Source organism: Streptomyces sp. BBFR102, from assembly GCF_051397025.1.
Lineage (GTDB): Bacteria > Actinomycetota > Actinomycetes > Streptomycetales > Streptomycetaceae > Streptomyces.
In genome coordinates this window covers 4,062,112-4,079,516 of sequence record NZ_CP195757.1, presented here as the reverse complement: position 1 = coordinate 4,079,516, position 17,405 = coordinate 4,062,112, and the positions used below count along the sequence as shown (strand labels likewise).

Genomic DNA, 17,405 nt, shown 5'->3' with positions numbered 1-17,405 from the left:
GGGGCGGCGGGCCGGGGCGGTCAGGCGCCGACGGCGACGGCCGGGCCGCTGCCGGGGTGGCGGCGCGGCTCGGTCTCCTTGGTGACCAGGGCCACGGCCTCCTCGACGTCGTCGGTGACGTGGAAGAGCAGGAGGTCCTTGGCGGCGCACTTGCCCTGCGCGACGACCGTGTCCCGCAGCCAGTCGACCAGCCCGCTCCAGTACTCCCGGCCGAACAGCACGATCGGGAACCGCGTGACCTTGCGGGTCTGCACCAGCGTCAGCGCCTCGAAGAGCTCGTCCAGCGTGCCGAGGCCGCCGGGGAGGACCACGAACCCTTGCGCGTACTTCACGAACATCGTCTTGCGGACGAAGAAGTAGCGGAAGTTCACGCCGATGTCGACGTGCCGGTTGAGGCCCTGCTCGAAGGGCAGCTCGATGCCGAGGCCGACGGAGACGCCGCCGGCCTCGCGGGCGCCCTTGTTGGCCGCCTCCATGGCGCCGGGCCCGCCGCCGGTGATGACCGCGAACCCGGCCTCCACGAGGGCCTTGCCCAGTTCCACGCCGGTCTGGTACTCGAAGGACTCCGGGCCGGTCCGGGCCGAGCCGAAGACGCTGATGGCGCTGGGGAGTTCGGCGAGCGCGCCGAACCCCTCCACGAACTCCGACTGGATGCGCATGACCCGCCAGGGGTCGGTGTGCACCCAGCTGGAGTCGCTCTTGGTGTCCAGCAGCCGCTGGTCGGTGGTGCCGGGCTGGATCTGCTCGCGCCGTCGCACGACGGGGCCGAGCCGCTGCTCCTCGGGCACATCCGCTGTTTGTGGAGTGGCCATGTACTCCCCTTTTCTTCCGGTACTTCGGCGCCGTCCGCCGGGGGTCCCGGTGGACGTCCTGCCATGTCAGCCTAGGCGGAGCGCTGTTACGGCGGGCGAAACCGGTCAGGCCCGCCCTGATGCGGTGAACGGGCGGCCCGGGCCGGCGGGGTGGCTCAGGCGGTCAGCCAGGCCGCCAGGCGCTTCTCGGCGTCCAGGATCTTGGCCGTCTCGACCCGCTCGTCGCGCCGGTGGGCGAGGTGCGGGTTGCCGGGGCCGTAGTTGACGGCGGGGACGCCGAGCGCGCTGAAGCGGGCCACGTCGGTCCAGCCGTACTTGGGCATCGGGGTGCCGCCGACGGCCTCGGCGAAGGCGGCCGCGGCCGGGTGGGAGAGGCCGGGCAGGGCGCCGCCGCTGTGGTCGTCGACGACGAACTCGGCCACGCCGCAGCCGTCGAAGACCTCCTTGACGTGGGCGAGGGCCTCCTCGGGGGTGCGGTCGGGGGCGTAGCGGAAGTTGACGGTGACGGTGCAGGCGTCGGGGATGACGTTGCCGGCGACGCCGCCCTCGACGCGGACCGCGTTGAGGCCCTCGCGGTACTCCAGGCCGTCGATGAGGGGGTAGCGGGGCTGGTAGGCGGCGAGCCGTTCCAGGATGGGGGCGGCGGCGTGGATGGCGTTCGACCCCATCCAGGAGCGGGCGGAGTGGGCGCGCTCGCCGGTGGTGCGCAGCAGCACCCGCAGGGTGCCCTGGCAGCCGCCCTCGACCTGGCCGTCGGAGGGCTCCAGGAGGACCGCGAAGTCCCCTTCGAGCCAGTCCGGACGGGCGTCCGCGACGTGGCCGAGGCCGTTGAGGTCGGCGGCGACCTCCTCGTTGTCGTAGAAGACGAAGGTGAGGTCGTGCTGGGGCTCGGGGACGGTGGCGGCGATGCGCAGCTGGACGGCGAGACCGGACTTCATGTCGCAGGTGCCGCAGCCCCACAGGACGCCCTCCTCGTCGAGCCGGGAGGGCACGTTCTCCGCGATCGGCACGGTGTCGATGTGCCCCGCGAGGACGACGCGCTCGGCGCGGCCGAGGCGGGTGCGGGCCACGACGTTGTTGCCGTACCGGTCGACGGTCAGGTGCGGCAGCGGGCGCAGGGCCGCCTCGATCGCGTCGGCGAGGGCGTGCTCGTCGCCGCTCTCGGAGGGGAGGTCGACGAGGGCGGCGGTGAGGGCGGCGGCGTCGAGGGTGAGGTCAAGGGAGGTCGGAGCCATGGCTTCGACCCTAACGCGGCTCCTGCGGGCGGCCCGGCACTCCCCGGGGCCGCTCCAGTACCTTGGGCAGCGTGTCTGAGCCCTCCTTCTTCCGGCGCGGCCGTGTGCTGCGCGTCGGCGCGGCCCTGGTCGTGCTGCTGGCGCTCGCCGGCTACCTGGCGGCGCAGCAGCGCGGCGGTGCCCCGGCCAACGCCCGGTGCGTGGTCCGCTCCGCCGACGACCCCGCCGAGACGTACGAGCTGACCGCGGTGATGGCGGTCAACGCCGCGACCGTCTCGGCGGTCGGCACCGGCAAGGGCATGCCCGAACGGGCGGTGACGATCGCGCTGGCCACCGCGATCCAGGAGTCCTCGCTGCGCAACATCGACTACGGCGACCGCGACTCGCTCGGCCTCTTCCAGCAGCGGCCCTCGCAGGGTTGGGGCGAACCCGAGCAGATCATGGACCCGGTCTACTCCTCGGAGAAGTTCTACGACCACCTGGCCGAGGTCCCCGGCTACTCCCGGCTGCCGCTGACGGTGGCGGCCCAGCGGGTCCAGAAGAGCGGCTTCCCGCAGGCGTACGCCAAGCACGAGCGGGACGCCTCGCTGCTGGCGGCGGCTCTCACCGGCCGTGCCGCCACGACGCTGACCTGCGGCGGCGCCACCGAGGAGCCCGGCGACGAGAAGGCGGTCCGCGCGGCGCTGACCCGCGACTTCGGCAAGGACGTCCTACCCGCGACGGGCGCGGCCGGCTCGGAGCGGGGCGCGGACGAGGCGGCGGACGGCCCCCGGGTGGTCGAGGTGCCCGTCCCCTCGGCCGACGGCAGGCGCCGGGGCTGGGAGCTGGCCCACTGGGCGGTCGCCAACGCCACCAGGCTCGGCGTCTCGCAGGTCGCGTACGCGGGCCGCTCCTGGCACACCGGGAGCGGCTGGGAGACCTCGGCGGACGAGGCGAAGGGCGGCACGGGCACGGTGCGGATCGTGCTCGCGGAGGGCTGAGTCCGCCGCCGCCCCGTTCCCCTCGGGCGAGGCGGGCGCCACCTTCCGGGCATGGCCACTTCCGACGTGCGCGAGTTCCTCGCCCGGCCGCTGGTGGCCCGGGTCGCGACCGCCGGGCCGACGGTGCGGCCGGTCCGGTTCCTCTGGGAGGACGGGGCTTTCCGGTGGCTGACGGGAGCGTACGCCCGGCTCGGGCACCGGCTCGCCGAAGACCGCGCGGTCGCCCTCGTGGTGGACACCTGCGACCTCGCCACCGGCCGGGTGCTCTCGGTGACCTGCCGGGGCACCGCCGAGGTGGTCGAGCTGGACCGGGCCCGCGCGGTGCGGAAACTGACCCGCTACCTCGGTCCGAGGAGGGGTGGCCGGTGCGGTTCTCGGCCTCGCCGGACGACCCGGCGGCCCGGCTGGTGCGGTGTGTGCCCGAACGTCCGCCGGTGGTGCGCGACGTGTCGTGGTGAGGGAGGCGGTACCGGCAGGGCGGGGCGCACGGCGGGCTTCGGGCCGGCGGCGGCGTACGAACGGTACCGGCCGGGGTGTTCGGCGGAACTCCTCGGCCTGGTGACGGCCTGTGGGGGCGGCCCGGTCCGGACGGCCCCGGAGATCGGCGCCGCAACGGGCCGCCACGACCAGGCTGTCGCCTCGCGCGGGGAGCGCGGTCACCGGCCCCGGCACGGCCGTGCTCACCGCGCCGCGCCGGCACGTGCCGGCGGATGTCCGGACCGAGGAACCTGTTCTTCCGGCGGGGCGCCCGGGGCCGGCCCGTCACCACCGCACGTCCGTACGGGAAGGTCGCCCGGACGGTGGGGTGTGCGTGTGGGGCGCACCCCGGCGCGCGCGGAGCCGGAGGCCGGGTCGGCGGGCTGGTGAACGCCTAGTTCAGAGGGTGCGGAAAGCATTCGGCTGACGAGTCGCCGGGCCGCTTGTCGGGCGGGACGACAATGTGACGCGTTATCGATTCGTGATCCGGTCGTGCCGCAACCTTCGCCGGTCTGGCGCGGTAGTCACGGCGTCGCAGGGCCGGGCGGACCGGCCCGGACGGCGCGTCGGCCGCCTCACCGGCCCGTGCCCCACGTCCCACGTCCCCCCAGAAGGAGCATCATGTCCCTCCCCCTGAGCCGCCGGATCGCCCGAGCCGCCCTGCTGGTCGCCGCCGTCGCGGCCCCCGTGGCCGGTGCCGCCGGTACGGCCAACGCCGCCGAGCTGCCCACCGGGTCGAACCTGGGCGGGGTGACCGCCCTGGACGGCGAGGGCCTCGGCACCACCCTCGACGGAGTCGCGCAGGGCGCCACCGACACGGTCGGCAAGACCGGCACCGGGGCCGTCGGTGCCGCTGTGCCCGCCCTCGGCAAGACCAGCCGGGCCATCGCCCCGGCCGATGGGGGCGCCAAGGACGCCGTCGGCGCCGTCGCGGGCTCCGCGGGCGACGCGCTCGGCGACACGGTCGGCTCCGCCGCCCAGAACGGCCTGCCCGGCAAGGGCCTGCCCACCGGCGACCTGTCGGTCGGCTGACGCCTCAGTACGCCGCAGGGCCCGGGGAGCGCTCCCCGGGCCCTGCGGCGTATCCGGGCTCTCAGACGGCGGTGAGGCGGGCGACGGCCGCCGCGACGCGCTCGTCGGTGGCGGTGAAGGCGATCCGTACGAAGCGGTCGCCGGCCGGGCCGTAGAAGTCGCCCGGGGCGGCGAGGACACCCAGCGAGGCGAGGTGGGCGACGGTGTCCCAGCAGGGCTCGTCGCGGGTGGCCCACAGGTAGAGGCCGGCCTCGCTGTGCTCCACGCGGAAGCCGTGGGCGAGCAGGGCCTCGCGCAGGGCGGTGCGGCGGGCGGCGTACCGTTCGCGCTGGTCGGCCACGTGGGCGTCGTCACCGAGGGCGGCGACGGTGGCGGCCTGGACGGGAGCGGGCGTCATCATCCCGCCGTGCTTGCGGATCTGGAGCAGCTCGCCGAGGACGGCCGCGTCGCCGAGGATGAACGCCGAACGGTATCCGGCGAGGTTGGAGCGCTTGGAGAGCGAGTGCACGGCGACGAGCCCCTCGTGGCTCCCGCCGCACACCTCGGGGTGGAGGACCGAGACCGGGTCGGCCTCCCAGCCCAGTTCGAGGTAGCACTCGTCGCTGACGACCAGCACGTCGTGCTCGCGGGCCCAGGCCACGACGCGGGCCAGTTCGTCCTTGCCGAGGACGCGGCCGGTCGGGTTGGAGGGCGAGTTGAGCCAGAGCAGCCTGAGGGGGCCCGGGTCGAGGTCGGTGACCGGGTCGTCGTAGACCACCGGTTCGGCGCGGGCCAGACGGGCGCCGACCTCGTACGTCGGGTAGGCCAGGCGCGGGAAGGCCACGGTGTCGCCGGGGCCGAGGCCCAGCTGGGTGGGGAGCCAGGCGACGAGCTCCTTGGAGCCCACCACCGGCAGGACGTTCCGCTCGGTCAGCCCTTCGGCGCCCAGGCTGCGGCCGGCCCAGCCGAGGACGGCGGCACGCAGCTCGGCGGTGCCCCACACCGTCGGGTAGCCGGGCGAGTCGGCGGCGGCCGTCAGCGCCTCGCGCACGAGCGGCGGGACCGGGTCGACGGGGGTGCCGACGGAGAGGTCGACGAGGCCGTCCGGGTGGGCGGCGGCGGTCTCCTTGTACGGCTGGAGCCTGTCCCACGGGAAGGCGGGGAGGAGCGCGGAGACGGGAGAGGGCGCGGCTGCGGACACGGCTGCTCTTTTCGGGTCCTGGTGGGGTGGGTGCGGGTCGCGGAGACGACGAGGTCCCGCCGGTGCACGACCGGCGGGACCTCGTACGAACTGTCTCGGCAGAGCCGGGCGGGGCCGGGGCCCTACTGGTTCTGCGGCGGCAGTGCGGCGATGAAGGGGTGGTCGCGCTCGATGAGACCGAGCTTGCTGGCCCCGCCGGGCGAACCCAGCTCGTCGAAGAACTCGACGTTCGCCTTGTAGTAGTCCTTCCACTCCTCAGGAGTGTCGTCCTCGTAGAAGATCGCCTCGACCGGGCAGACCGGCTCACAGGCTCCGCAGTCGACGCATTCGTCCGGGTGGATGTACAAGGACCGCTGGCCCTCGTAGATGCAGTCGACCGGGCACTCCTCGATGCACGCCTTGTCCTTCACGTCGACACAAGGCTGCGCGATGACGTAGGTCACGCTGTCGTTCCTCCTCGATAGGGCGCTGGCGGGCCGTCTCTACAGGCTCCGCCGCCTGGCGCGCGGGAGCGCGGCGTCGTCGATGCCCGCCCCTAGTATCTCCGTTCCGGGAGATGATCCGAACAGGAGGGGCGGCCGAAGCTGTGGAATTCACTGCCGGCGGACGGCTGGAAGTCCGCATTACCCCCGCTGACGTGGGAAAACGCGTCTCGGTACGTACGTTCACGGATACCGGAACGGGGGACGCGCGGTTCACCGACACGGTGGGGGTTCTCACATCGTGGTCCGGTGGCGTGCTGAGCATCACACGCCGCTCCGGCGAGTCGGTGCGGGTCGCCGAGGCGGCGCTGGCCGCCGCCAAGACGGTCCCGGCGGCCCCGGCCCGGCGCCGCGGCCCGGCCGCCTCCTATCCGGAGCTGGCCCGCATCGCCGCGCGCGGCTGGCCGCCCGTCGAGAGCGAGCGGCTCGGCGACTGGGAGCTGCGCGCCGCCGCCGGTTTCACCCGGCGCGCCAACTCCGTACTGCCGCTGGGCGATCCGGGTACCGAGCTGCCCGAGGCGCTGGCGGCGGTCGTCCGCTGGTACGCCGCGCGCGGTCTGCCCGCGTACGTCCAGACCGCCACCGGCGGCGCGGGGACGCAGGAGCGGCTGGCGGCGGCCCTGGAGGAGCGGGGCTGGCTGCGGGAGGTCTCGGCCGAGCTGCGCACCGGCGCGCTGGCGCCGCTCGCCGACCGGGCGCCGGGCGCGGCCGTCCGGCTGCTCCGCGAGCCGGACGCGGCCTGGCTGAGCCGCTATCAGCGGGTGGGAGCGGTACGGCCGGAGGTCACGGCGGTGCTGACCGGCGGGCCCTCGGTCTGGTTCGCGGTCGTCGACGGCGAACCGGGCGGCCCGGCGCGGGCGATCGGGCGGTGCGTGGTGGACGGGCGCTGGGCCGGGTTCGCCGCGGTCGAGGTCGGTCCGGAGCACCGGCGGCGGGGGCTCGCCTCCGACGTGATGGCGGCGCTGGCGGCCCGCGCGCTGGACGAGGGCGCCTCGGCGGCCTGGCTCCAGGTGGAGCGGGAGAACACCGCGGCCCGCGCCCTGTACGAGCGGGCCGGGTTCACCGTGCACCACCACTACCACCACCACCGCGCCCCGGGGGACGGAGCCTGATGGAACTGCCCGACCCGCTGCGGCTGCGGACCGAGTTCGCCGAGGAGGCCCGCTCCGAGCGGCCGGGGCTCGCCCGGCTCTGCCTGCTCGTCGGGGCGGTCGCCGACCCCGCCCGGGGTGAGCCGGGCATCGACGCGGCCGAGGTGGAACTGGACCGGCTGGCCGGGGAACTGCCCTACCGCCCCGGCTCGCCCCGCGAGTGGGCGCTGGCGCTGGCGGAGCTGCTCGGCGACCGGTACGGCTTCCACGGCACCGAGTCCGACTACCGGCGGCTGGAGTCCTCGCTGCTCCAGGAGGTGCTGCGGCGCCGCAGGGGCCTGCCGATCCTGCTGTCGGTGGTGTGGCTGGAGGTGGCCCGCCGCGCGGGCGCCCCGGTGCACGGGGTGGCGCTGCCGGGCCATTTCACGGTCGGCTTCGGCCCGCCGGACGACCTCGTGCTGGCCGACCCCTTCGACGGCGGCACGCTCCTCTCACCCGCCGACGCCTCGCTCCTGGTGACCGGCGTGACGGGCGCCCCGCTCGATCCGTCGCTGCTGCGCCCGGCCGACCCGCTGGAGGTGGTCCGCCGGGTGCTCAACAACGTCCGCGCCTGGGCGGCGGCCCGCCCCGAGCGCACCGACGTGGCGCTGTGGGCGGTCGAGCTGTCCCTGCTGCTCCCCTCCCACCCGGCTGACCTGCGGTACGAACACGCGCAACTCCTCGTCAAATGCGCCGACTTCGTGCGCGGCGCACGCGAACTGGAGTCGTACGCCGAAGTGGTGGCCGCCGTGGACCCAGAGGCGGCGGAGCTGATCCGGGGCCAGGCACGGGCGGCGCGGGCGCGGCTGAACTGAGCGCACCGGGTGCCCGGGTCCGACCCTGCCCGGGTGAGCGAAGCGGTACGCCGAACTCCTGGCCGGGCGGGGCGGTGACAGGGGTTCGGGAGGGCTGGGCGAGTCGGGGAGCCGCCGGGTCTCCAGGCGGGCGGCGCGGCGGCGACGTTGTCGATGGCGATGGGGCCGTAGGACGCCTCGTACTGGCGCTCGCCCTGATCCCCGGCTGGAAACCGCTGCCGCCCAACGGGACGACGCCCCGTCAAGGGAGGCCGGAGCCCTCGTCCCTCGGGGCACGCGCCCACGTCACTCCACGACCTGTCCCGCCGGCACCACCCGCTCCCCGAAATCCCTCCGGCCCCCGGCCGGTCCCGCACCGCGAACGGCCCCGACCCCGGTCCAGGTCCTGGTGCCGCAGTCGGGGCACGTGCGGGCTCAGGCAGGCCGGGCCAGTCCCTCCAGCGCCCCGGCCAGCCGCTCCAGGAACGCCGCGACGGCCCGGCGGCTGCACGGCAGTTCGGGGTTCCACGGCAGCACCGGGGCCTCGGCGGTCAGGGTGCGCCAGGCCGGCAGGTGCGCCAGGGCAGCCGGCTGCTCGGCGTTGCCCCGGGCGTCGCTGAGGACCAGGTCGGGAGTGAGCCCGACGGCCTTGCCCCAGCCCGTCGTACGCCAGTTGACGCCGCCCTCCTCGCCGGGATCGGTGAGCCGCACCCCGAGGTCGACCAGGCGGCGCAGCTCCGGCCAGGCCAGCGGGCGGGCCAGGTGGACCCGTTCCTCCCCCGCCGGGGAGAGGGCCAGCACGCGGACGCCGGGGGCGCGCAGTACGGCCGAACGCAGCCGCTCCTCGGCGGCCGCCAGCCGGTCCGCGCCCTCCTCTGCCCGGCCGCCGAGGGCCACCGCCAGCTCCGCGAACCGCTCCAGCAGCCGGGCCTGCGGCACCTCGCCCGCGACCGACAGGGCGACGACGGGCAGGTGCGCCCGCTCGGCCGCCCCGTCGTCCACGGCGTAGGCGTGCTTTCCGTCGTACGTCACGTCCACGATCAGGTCGGGGCGCTCGCTCAGCAGGCGTTCCTCGTCGAGCGCGCCGGCCGCCCCGAGGTAGGGGACCGAAGCGGGGGCGTCCGGGCCCCACTTGGCCGGGTCGGGCCGGTCCCCGTCGTGCCCGGAACCGAACACGGCGACGGGCACCACCCCGAGGTCCGCCAGTCCCGCGCCCGCCCTGAGATAGGCCGCCACCCGCTGCGGCCTGTGCTCCGACCGCACCGTGACACCCCGGTCGTCGGTGAACTCCCACGCCATACGCCACCCGCCCCTTCGCACACTCGCCCGGTCCTGCCGGTCCCCACCATCCGCCCGCCGTTGACTCCGCACAACCCCCCGCGCGGCGCCCAACCCCCTTGACCGGCCGCCCAGTCGACGTGGTCCCGAAAGCGGAGAACGCGACGGCCGCCCACCCCCGGCAGGGGGTGGGCGGCCGTCGTGGGCGGGTCAGCTCGCGTCGGTCTCGATGACCCCGACGCGCTCCTCGGGCGTCGTGCCGAGCAGCGCCTGGCGCATCGCGCCGATGACGTCCTCGGGGGTGACGGGCGTCTTGTCGCCGGTCCCCCGGGTGATCAGGATGCCGTCGAAGGTGTTGCCGTACAGCTTCTTCACCGCGGCCTGGTCGTACTTCTCGACCAGTTTGCCGTCGACCGCCTGCACGCCGAGGATCTGCCGCAGCGAGCGCTCCGGGCCGAACGGGATGGAGGCGTCCTCCGCCTCCACCTTCACGATGCCGGACATCGCCGGGACGGCGAACTCCTTCATCATGCGGTCCACCTCGGCCTTGGAGACCGTCGGTTCACGGGTCGCCATCGGCACCGCCACCGGCCCGGCCTCCCCGGTCGCCACCTGCGTGCGGTACGCCTGCTCGACCGCGTTGACCGAGCCCTTGACGTCGAGGGTCTTGCCGGCCTTGCCGTAGACCGGGACGGGCTTGCCGGACGTGAAGGAGATCGAGCCCTCCACGGCCGACCCGGCGGTGCCCGCGAGCCGGTCGAGGGCGTCGGCCAGCTTCTCCCGGTCGACCGGCATCGACGGTTCGACCACGCGCTCCTGGCCGAAGAGCGAGCCGATCACGGTGACCGGGTTGTAGTCGCTGGCGGCGGCGGACCGGGCGGTCGCCTCGCTGTCCAGCGAGAGGCCGGCCTGGGCGGGCTTGAGGTCGGCCTGCTTGCCGTCGACGTCCAGGGCGAGCGGCAGGGCGGTGCGCTCGCCGAAGGCGGCGTCGAGCTTCTTGACCGCCTCGTCGTGGGTGGAACCGCCGATGTCCACGCCGAGGACGGTGGTGCCCTTGGGCACGTCGGCGTGGCCCATGAGCAGCCCCGCGCCGTACAGCCCGGCACCGGCCACGACCACCAACACGCCGACCAGGACCAGCTTGTTGCGGCCCTTCTTCTTCGCCGGCCCGGCCGGCTCGGACTCGGGCTCCTCCAGTGGCTCGGGCAGCCGGGGCGGGGTGTGCGGCAGGGGCCCGTCCCGGTGGGCACCCGGTCCGCCGGGGCCACCGGAGCCGAACGGTCCGCCCGGGCCGCCCGCGGCGGGGCCGGGCGGGACGACGGGCAGGCCGCTGGTGGGCGTGTCGCCGGAGACGCGCCCGCCGGTCCGCTCCGGCGCCGGCTTCTGCGGGGTGAGGACGGCGGTGTCGTCGCCCATCGGCCCTGCCGGTGGGCGCACGCCGCCGGGACGCGGGGTGCTCCCGGTGTCACCGGGCCGGGCGGGCGGGCCGGCTGCGTCGGAGAGGACGGAGCGGACCGTCGAGTCGCCGCTGACCGGGCCGCCGGTGGGGCCCTCGGGCCCACCGGGGCCGGGGCCCAGCGGTCCCTGGGCGACGGCCCGGGAGACGTCGAAGGAGCCGGTGGTGCCGTTGCGGCCCGGGGTGCCGGTCGGGCCGGTGTCGCCGACGGCGCCCGAACCGTAGGGCGCCTTCCCGGAGCCCGGACGCGGGCCGGACCCGGAGGAGCCGGGGCCGCCCGCGGCGGGGCCCGAGGAGCCGGGCGCGGGCGGGGTGCCGCCCTGGCCGGCGCCACCGCGCGGGGCGGCACCCGCGCCGCCGGTGCTACCGGCACCCGGACGGGTGGTGCTCTTGCGCGGCGCGAACCAGTCGCTGGTCGGCTTGTCGGCGGGGCGCGGCGCCTCGTCGGCGGGCGCGTCGGCACCGGCGTGGCCGCCGGGGCGCTCTCCGCCGTCCTGGGCAGGGGGCGCGGGCCGCTCGGCGGCGGGCTCGGGCGCCGCCGTCCCGCCCGTCTCGGCGTCGGCCTCCTTGTCGGCGACGGGGGTGCGCATGACGACCGGCGGGATGGGCCGCGATCCGGGGATGTTGATCCGGATACGCGTCGTCAGCGTGGTCTCGGTCTTCCGTTCGGCGTCGCCTCGGCCGTCCGCGGCCGGGCCGCGCTCGTCGGCGCCACCCGCGGCGGACGCCCCGTACGGCGGTGTCCCCGAGGGGTAGGCGGTGGTGTCGCGGCCCTGGGGTCCGGACGACGAACTGTCAGTTTCACGACTCAAGGCAGGTTCTCCCGATCGGCTCCACCGCCCCTGTCGGCCTTGCTCGGGGCTCTTCAGACACCCCCTGGGGCGGTTCGGCGGCGCGCACCACCATACTGTCCGCCACCGGTCCTTATCGTGCGCCGGGCGTTCAAACCATCCGTGGGGCTCATGGTGCCGGTGTGCCGGAAGTGGTAAGTCCGGTCCCAACTGGGACGCCTCGGGCGTCCTGGGACCCTCCCGTCAGCCGTCGCCCGGACTGGGGCGCCAGATGGTGGCGCACATCACAGCCAGCGCCATCCCGCCGAGCAGGAAGAGGTACGAGCCGCCGCCCGCCGCGAAGACGAAGTCGCCCTCGGGCCGCGTGGTGGTGAGCAGGATGACGGCGGCCATCCACCCGGCGACCGACGCGACGGCCCCGCCTCGCGCCCCGGCCAGCCGCCCGGAGCCGGTGAAGACCCCCACGGCGGCGACGAGCGCCAGCAGCAGCCCGCCGGGGAACCAGGCCGCCTGGACCAGGCTGCCCGCCACCCCGACCACCGCGCCGAGCAGGAACAGCGGGACGTACAGCGCCAGTCGGCGCGGGGCGAAGCCGGCGCCGGAGAAGCCGAGCAGCTGCGCCGCCGACGGCGGCTTCTCCCCGGCCTGGGCGCGGGCACGGGCGGCTCCGGAGGGGCGGGACGCGCCGCTGCCCCGGGCGGGGCTCATCGCGCGCTCCCGGCGCCGGTGCCGTCGGCGCCGCCGAGCCCCGCGAACAGGTCCGTCTCCCGCTCGCCCCGGGGCGCTCCGGGCGGACCGGCGACCCGCTCGTAGTACTCGACGGCGAAGAGCGGCTGGGCCTGCTCGTTGGAGAGGACGAAGAGCGGTTCGGCGACGGTGATCTGGGTGGCGTGCGCGCGCATCGCGGCGGCCTTGGCCCCCGCGTACGCGGTGCCGTCCACCACGGTGGTGACCCGCTCGTCCGCGACGACGCCGGGGAGGTCGGCGACGGCGGCGGACCGGGTGAACGGGGAGTCGGCCAGCACCTCGGGGAGCGCCGCGAACGCCTCCTCGGCCACCGTGCGCGGCAGGCGGTTCCAGTAGATCCGGGTGATCCGGTGGGCCGGGCCGAGGTCGGGGCGGAGCGCCGGGTCGGCGGCGAGTTCGGCGGCGCGGTGGGCGACCCGGTGGGCCTGGATGTGGTCGGGGTGGCCGTAGCCGCCGTCGGGGTCGTAGGTGACCAGGACCTGCGGGCGGACCTCGCGGACCACCTCGACCAGGTGGAGCGCGGCCTCGTCCACGTCGGCGCTCCAGAAGGCGCGGGGAGCGGTGTTCTGGGGCAGGCCCATCATCCCGGAGTCGCGGTAGCGTCCGGCGCCGCCGAGGAAGCGGTGGTCCCGGACGCCGAGTTCCCGCATGGCGGCGGACAGCTCGCCGATCCGGTGCGGGCCGAGCGTGTCGTCCCGGTCGGCGGCGAGCCGCGCCAGTTCGGGCGGGATGATCTCGCCCTCCTCACCGAGGGTGCAGGTCACCAGGGTGACGTGGACGCCCTCGGCGGCGTAGCGGGCCATGGTGGCGCCGTTGTTGATGGACTCGTCGTCCGGGTGCGCGTGGACGAGCAGGAGCCGTAGGGCGGGCAGATCCGTCATACGCCCACCCTACGAGGCGGCCGGGCGCACGACGGAGCAGGCCACGGGGACGGCGCCGTCGGGCGCCCCCACCGCGGGCGGTCAGAACTTGATGCCGCCGATCATGCCCGCCACGTTCGAGGTGAAGTCCCCGATCATGGGGCCCACGGACGAGCTGGCCAGATAGAAGCCCAGCAGGACGCAGACCAGGGCGTGCGCGCTCTTGAGACCCGATTTACGGATCAGCAGGACGACGACGATCAGCAGCAGCACCACCGCCGAAATCGAGAGTGCCACGGCGGATCACCTCCGGTTTCCTCGGTGGACCGATCTCTTTGGATCTGCGACGCCGTCCCCGGGCGGGGCGACGCGGTCAACTCGTGTGCGGGCAGGGCGGAACAGCCCGGTCAGGAGATACATACCCACCAGGCGCTACGGATCATAACTATCCGTACACGCGCATGGATCGGCGCACGGCAGCACAAGGGGGCGCTTGAGCCATAGTCTCCTGGCATGCCTACCGATCACCTCAGCTTCCCGCGGCAGCACGCGCGGACCCAGCGGTTCACCCTCGGGGCGCCCCGGGCGTTCACGGTCGCCCCCGACGGTTCCCGGGTCGTCTTCCTGCGCTCCGCCTCCGGCACCGAGCGGGCCCAGGCCCTCTGGGTGCTGGACCTGGACGGAGCCCCGCACGAACGCCCCGTCGCCGATCCGGCGGCTCTGCTGGCCGGCGCCGGCGAGCGGCTCTCGGCCGCCGAGCGGGCCCGCCGCGAGCGCAGCCGGGAGGGCGGCGCGGGCATCGTCGGGTACGCCGTGGACGAGGCGGTCGGCACGGCGGCGTTCACTCTCTCGGGGCGGCTCTACGTGGCCGACCTGCGTCCCGAGGGCAGTTCGCCCGCGCCGGTGCGTCAACTCGACGTGCCCGGACCGGTGATCGACCCGCGCCCCTCGCCCGACGGCCGGCACGTCGCGTACACGGTGGGCGGCGCGCTCAGGGTGGTGGCGGCCGACGGCAGCGGTGACCGGGCGGTGGCCGAGCCGGAGTCGGAGTCGGTGACGTACGGCCTGGCGGAGTTCGCGGCGGCCGAGGAGATGGACCGCGCGCGGGGCTTCTGGTGGGCGCCGGACAGCTCTGCGCTGCTGGTGGAGCGGGCCGACGACGCGCCCGTGGCCCGCTGGTGGATCGCCGACCCGGCCCGCCCGGCGGCCGAACCGGCCCGGGTGGCGTACCCGGCGGCGGGCACCCCCAACGCCGAGGTGCGGCTCTTCGCGTACCCGCTGGACGGGTCGGAGCGCACCGAGATCAGCTGGGACCGGGGGCGTTACCCGTACCTGGCACGGGTGTTGTGGGACGGAACGGGCCCGCTGCTGCTGGTGCAGAGCCGGGACCAGCGCGGCCAGCTCTACCTGGCCGCCGACCCGGCCACCGGCGCGACCCGGATGATCCACGCCGACGAGGACCCGCGCTGGCTGGACCTGCACGCGGGCGCCCCGGCGCGCACCGGGGACGGGCGGCTGGTGCGGATCACCGACGAGGGCGGCGCGCGGGTGCTGGCCGTCGGCGACCGGCCGCTGACCTCGGACGCCTTCCACGTCCGGGGCCTGCTCGACGTGGGCGCCGACGACGTGCTGGTCTCGGTCTCGGCGGGGCCGGGCGCCCAGGCGCCGGAGACCGGCGAGATCCACGTGCTGCGCGTCAACGAGCTGGGCACCGAGCGGCTCAGCACCGAGCCGGGTGTGCACGGCGCGGTGCGCGGCGGCCCGGTCACGGTGCTGGTCTCCGCCACGCTGGAGCGGCCCGGCCAGCGGGTGCGCGTCCTGCGCGAGGGCAAGGAGATCGCCGTCGTCGCCTCGCACGCAGAAAGTCCGGTAATCGCCCCTCGGCCGACGCTCACCCGGGCCGGCGGGAGCCAGATCCCCGCCGCCGTGCTGCTCCCCGCCGGCTACCGCGAAGGTGACGGCCGGCTCCCGGTCCTCCTCGACCCGTACGGCGGCCCGCACGGTCAGCGGGTGCTCGCCTCCCACAACGCCTACCTGACCTCCCAGTGGTTCGCCGACCAGGGGTTCGCGGTGATCGTCGCCGACGGCCGGGGCACCCCGGGTACCTCCCCCGCCTGGGAGAAGGCGATCCGCCACGAGTTCACCGCCACCCTGGACGACCAGGTGGAGGCGGTCCACGCACTGGCGGAGGAGTTCCCGCTCGACCTGACCCGGGTCGGCATCCGGGGCTGGTCGTACGGCGGTTACCTGTCGGCCCTCGCCGTGCTGCGCCGCCCCGACGTCTTCCACGCGGGCGTGGCCGGGGCCCCGGTGACCGACTGGCGGCTCTACGACACCCACTACACCGAGCGGTACCTCGGCGACCCGGCCGAGGCCGACGGCGCGGTCTACGCCCGCAACTCGCTGGTCACCGACGAGGGGCTGTCCGCCCCCGCCGAGCAGCACCGGCCGCTGATGATCGTGCACGGCCTCGCCGACGACAACGTGGTGGCCGCGCACACCCTGCGCCTGTCCAGCGCCCTGCTGGCGGCGGGCCGCCCGCACGAGGTGCTGCCGCTCTCCGGCGTCACCCACATGACCCCGCAGGAACAGGTCGCGGAGAACCTGCTCCTGCTCCAGGTCGACTTCCTCAAGCGGTCGCTGGGCGTGGTCTAACGCGGGCCGGGGGCGCCGTACGGCCCCGGTGCCGGTGTCTGCCAGGGCGCCGGGCCGGGGCCGTACGGGCCGGCCTGCCCGGGGTCGCCGGCGGCCGGGCGCGGCAGCAGCACGGCGAGCACCACGGCCGCGAGCACGCAGAGCACCGGCGGCGTCACCAGCGCCAGCTGGGCGTAGGTGTCGACGAGCGTGAGCTGCTCGTACACCGAGCCTTCGAGGTAGGCGCCGAGGACGAGTGCCTGGGTGCCGCCGACCAGGAGGGCGGCCGGCACCCCGAGGGCCCGGGCGCCCCGGCCCCGTCGCAGGCAGACCACCCCGGCGGCCAGCGCGAAGCCGGCCAGGGCGACCGTCTGCCAGCCGACCTCGCCCAGCAGCACCGAGCCGCGGGGGCCGCCGGTGCCGAAGTAGACCGCGGCGTACCGCTCCCAGCCGTAGGTCACGATCGTGTGGGCCTGCCAGGCCAGCAGCACGGCCCCGCCGAGCAGCAGCAGCGTTCCGGCCCAGGCGGCGGGCGCGCGCCCCGGTACGCCGGCCCGCGCCCTCGGTCCGGCCGGTCGCCGTCCGGCGCCGGCGACGGCGATCAGGACGAGCCCGCCGAGCACGGAGCCCGCCGCGGTCGCCAGCGCCCCCGGAGCCGGCCCGCCGAACAGCTCGGCCCCGCCCGCCCGCTGGAGGTGGTCGACCACCGCGGGCAGCCGCAGGGCGACGGTGAGCGCGCCCGTGGCCCCCAGCAGCACGGCCGCCGAGTCCGAGCGCATGGCCTTGACGGCCACCACCGCGTGGATCGCGAGCAGCAGCACGTCCAGGCCGGTGGTGCGGGAGCTCTCCAGCAGCCCGAACCCCGCCGACCTCCCCGCCCACTGCCACCACAGGCCCGGCGGCCCGACGACGGCGAGATCGCGGACCACCCATCCGAGCAGCACGGCGGCGAGCAAGGAACTGACGACGGACCCGGCGACACGCCCGCCCCGCCCGAGTATCTGTGTCTCCCCCATGCCCGCGATCCTTCCGGCAACCCGCGTTCCCCACAAGGGGGCCCGCACCAAGGGAAGTTGGGCCGACGAAGCCGGGAGCACCGTGCGCTCCGGGAGCGGGCCCAGAGCAGCAGGACGAGGCACGCGGGGCGGGCGCGGGCGCCCGGAGCCGGCCCGCCGCCATCAGCTCGCCCACCGCACCGGGCGGGACGGCGGGCGGCTCCGCCGCCTGCGTGCCGGGCGCGACCTCCTCCAGCCCACCGCACCGGCCTCGGCGTCGAGGGCGAGGCCGGTGGGCGCCCGGTCCGAGGCGCGAACCACTCCAGCATCACGGCCCGTTCGGCGAGCAGCTCCCGCTCCGGGGTGAGCGTCAGGACGGCGGGTGCGCCGTCCGGCAGACGGCACCTCGGCGCGGTCGACGAGGCGCCGTCCGCGAGGGGCACCGGGCGCCGGTCCCCACCGCGAGGCCAGTCGGGCGAGGAGTTCCGGCGTGGCGGCGCACCAGTCGGCGATCTGGGAGGG

General features: G+C 75.7%; 16 protein-coding genes. 6 read left to right on the top strand and 10 right to left on the bottom strand.

Annotation, left to right across the window (positions count from 1 at the left end; all coding sequences use genetic code 11):
- Positions 1–20: 20 nt before the first annotated feature.
- Positions 21–812, bottom strand: coding sequence for a TIGR00730 family Rossman fold protein (locus ACSLIC_RS18265; protein ID WP_436738774.1), 792 nt, complete (start codon positions 810–812; stop codon positions 21–23).
- A gap of 155 nt (positions 813–967) precedes the next feature.
- The gene (dapE, locus tag ACSLIC_RS18260; RefSeq protein ID WP_436738773.1) at positions 968–2,047 is read right to left on the bottom strand and encodes a succinyl-diaminopimelate desuccinylase; all 1,080 of its coding nucleotides are present in this window, start codon (positions 2,045–2,047) and stop codon (positions 968–970) included.
- Between the two features lie 62 nt (positions 2,048–2,109).
- Here dapE and ACSLIC_RS18255 point away from each other — a divergent pair, with 62 nt between their 5' ends.
- The 3 genes from ACSLIC_RS18255 (at position 2,110) to ACSLIC_RS18245 (ending at position 4,536) form a co-directional block, all read left to right on the top strand.
- Positions 2,110–3,027: a hypothetical protein gene (locus tag ACSLIC_RS18255; protein WP_436738772.1), complete on the top strand. Its 918-nt coding sequence runs from the start codon at positions 2,110–2,112 to the stop codon at positions 3,025–3,027.
- Positions 3,028–3,078: 51 nt separating this feature from the next.
- A complete protein-coding gene (locus ACSLIC_RS18250; RefSeq protein WP_436738771.1) occupies positions 3,079–3,894 on the top strand; it encodes a pyridoxamine 5'-phosphate oxidase family protein in 816 nt (271 codons plus the stop codon).
- A 231-nt stretch (positions 3,895–4,125) separates the two neighbouring features.
- Positions 4,126–4,536, top strand: a complete 411-nt coding sequence (locus ACSLIC_RS18245) for an ATP-binding protein (RefSeq protein ID WP_436738770.1) — start codon at positions 4,126–4,128, stop codon at positions 4,534–4,536.
- Between the two features lie 61 nt (positions 4,537–4,597).
- On the opposite strand, the gene dapC is transcribed toward ACSLIC_RS18245, so the two are convergent.
- Together dapC and fdxA are read right to left on the bottom strand one after the other, a co-directional pair.
- Positions 4,598–5,716, bottom strand: coding sequence for a succinyldiaminopimelate transaminase (dapC, locus tag ACSLIC_RS18240; protein WP_436738769.1), 1,119 nt, complete (start codon positions 5,714–5,716; stop codon positions 4,598–4,600).
- Positions 5,717–5,838: 122 nt separating this feature from the next.
- Positions 5,839–6,159 (bottom strand): ferredoxin, encoded by a 321-nt coding sequence (fdxA, locus tag ACSLIC_RS18235; protein ID WP_030669097.1) that lies wholly within the window; start codon positions 6,157–6,159, stop codon positions 5,839–5,841.
- 143 nt (positions 6,160–6,302) lie between these two features.
- Here fdxA and ACSLIC_RS18230 point away from each other — a divergent pair, with 143 nt between their 5' ends.
- Together ACSLIC_RS18230 and ACSLIC_RS18225 are read left to right on the top strand one after the other, a co-directional pair.
- The gene (locus tag ACSLIC_RS18230) at positions 6,303–7,310 is read left to right on the top strand and encodes a GNAT family N-acetyltransferase (protein ID WP_436738768.1); all 1,008 of its coding nucleotides are present in this window, start codon (positions 6,303–6,305) and stop codon (positions 7,308–7,310) included.
- Positions 7,310–8,143 (top strand): transglutaminase family protein, encoded by an 834-nt coding sequence (locus ACSLIC_RS18225; RefSeq protein ID WP_436738767.1) that lies wholly within the window; start codon positions 7,310–7,312, stop codon positions 8,141–8,143. Before ACSLIC_RS18230 ends, ACSLIC_RS18225 begins: the two co-directional genes overlap by 1 nt.
- 414 nt (positions 8,144–8,557) lie before the next feature.
- On the opposite strand, the gene ACSLIC_RS18220 is transcribed toward ACSLIC_RS18225, so the two are convergent.
- The 5 genes from ACSLIC_RS18220 to ACSLIC_RS18200 form a co-directional block, all read right to left on the bottom strand.
- Complete coding sequence (locus ACSLIC_RS18220; RefSeq protein WP_436738766.1) at positions 8,558–9,421, bottom strand: ABC transporter substrate-binding protein; 864 nt, start codon at positions 9,419–9,421, stop codon at positions 8,558–8,560.
- A 189-nt stretch (positions 9,422–9,610) separates the two neighbouring features.
- Complete coding sequence (locus ACSLIC_RS18215; protein ID WP_436738765.1) at positions 9,611–11,668, bottom strand: hypothetical protein; 2,058 nt, start codon at positions 11,666–11,668, stop codon at positions 9,611–9,613.
- Positions 11,669–11,890: 222 nt separating this feature from the next.
- Positions 11,891–12,355: a DUF6113 family protein gene (locus tag ACSLIC_RS18210; protein WP_436738764.1), complete on the bottom strand. Its 465-nt coding sequence runs from the start codon at positions 12,353–12,355 to the stop codon at positions 11,891–11,893.
- Complete coding sequence (mshB, locus tag ACSLIC_RS18205; protein ID WP_436738763.1) at positions 12,352–13,275, bottom strand: N-acetyl-1-D-myo-inositol-2-amino-2-deoxy-alpha-D-glucopyranoside deacetylase; 924 nt, start codon at positions 13,273–13,275, stop codon at positions 12,352–12,354. Before mshB ends, ACSLIC_RS18210 begins: the two co-directional genes overlap by 4 nt.
- An 81-nt stretch (positions 13,276–13,356) precedes the next feature.
- Positions 13,357–13,551: a hypothetical protein gene (locus ACSLIC_RS18200; RefSeq protein WP_003950656.1), complete on the bottom strand. Its 195-nt coding sequence runs from the start codon at positions 13,549–13,551 to the stop codon at positions 13,357–13,359.
- Between the two features lie 216 nt (positions 13,552–13,767).
- Between ACSLIC_RS18200 and ACSLIC_RS18195 the strand changes: the two genes are divergently transcribed.
- Positions 13,768–15,909 carry an alpha/beta fold hydrolase gene (locus tag ACSLIC_RS18195; RefSeq protein WP_436738762.1) on the top strand — a complete coding sequence of 714 codons (2,142 nt, stop codon included), beginning with the start codon at positions 13,768–13,770 and terminating at the stop codon, positions 15,907–15,909.
- Here ACSLIC_RS18195 and ACSLIC_RS18190 read toward each other — a convergent pair.
- Positions 15,906–16,904, bottom strand: coding sequence for a hypothetical protein (locus tag ACSLIC_RS18190; RefSeq protein WP_436738761.1), 999 nt, complete (start codon positions 16,902–16,904; stop codon positions 15,906–15,908). The two genes, ACSLIC_RS18195 and ACSLIC_RS18190, sit on opposite strands and share 4 nt — an antisense overlap.
- Between the last annotated feature and the right edge of the window lie 501 nt (positions 16,905–17,405).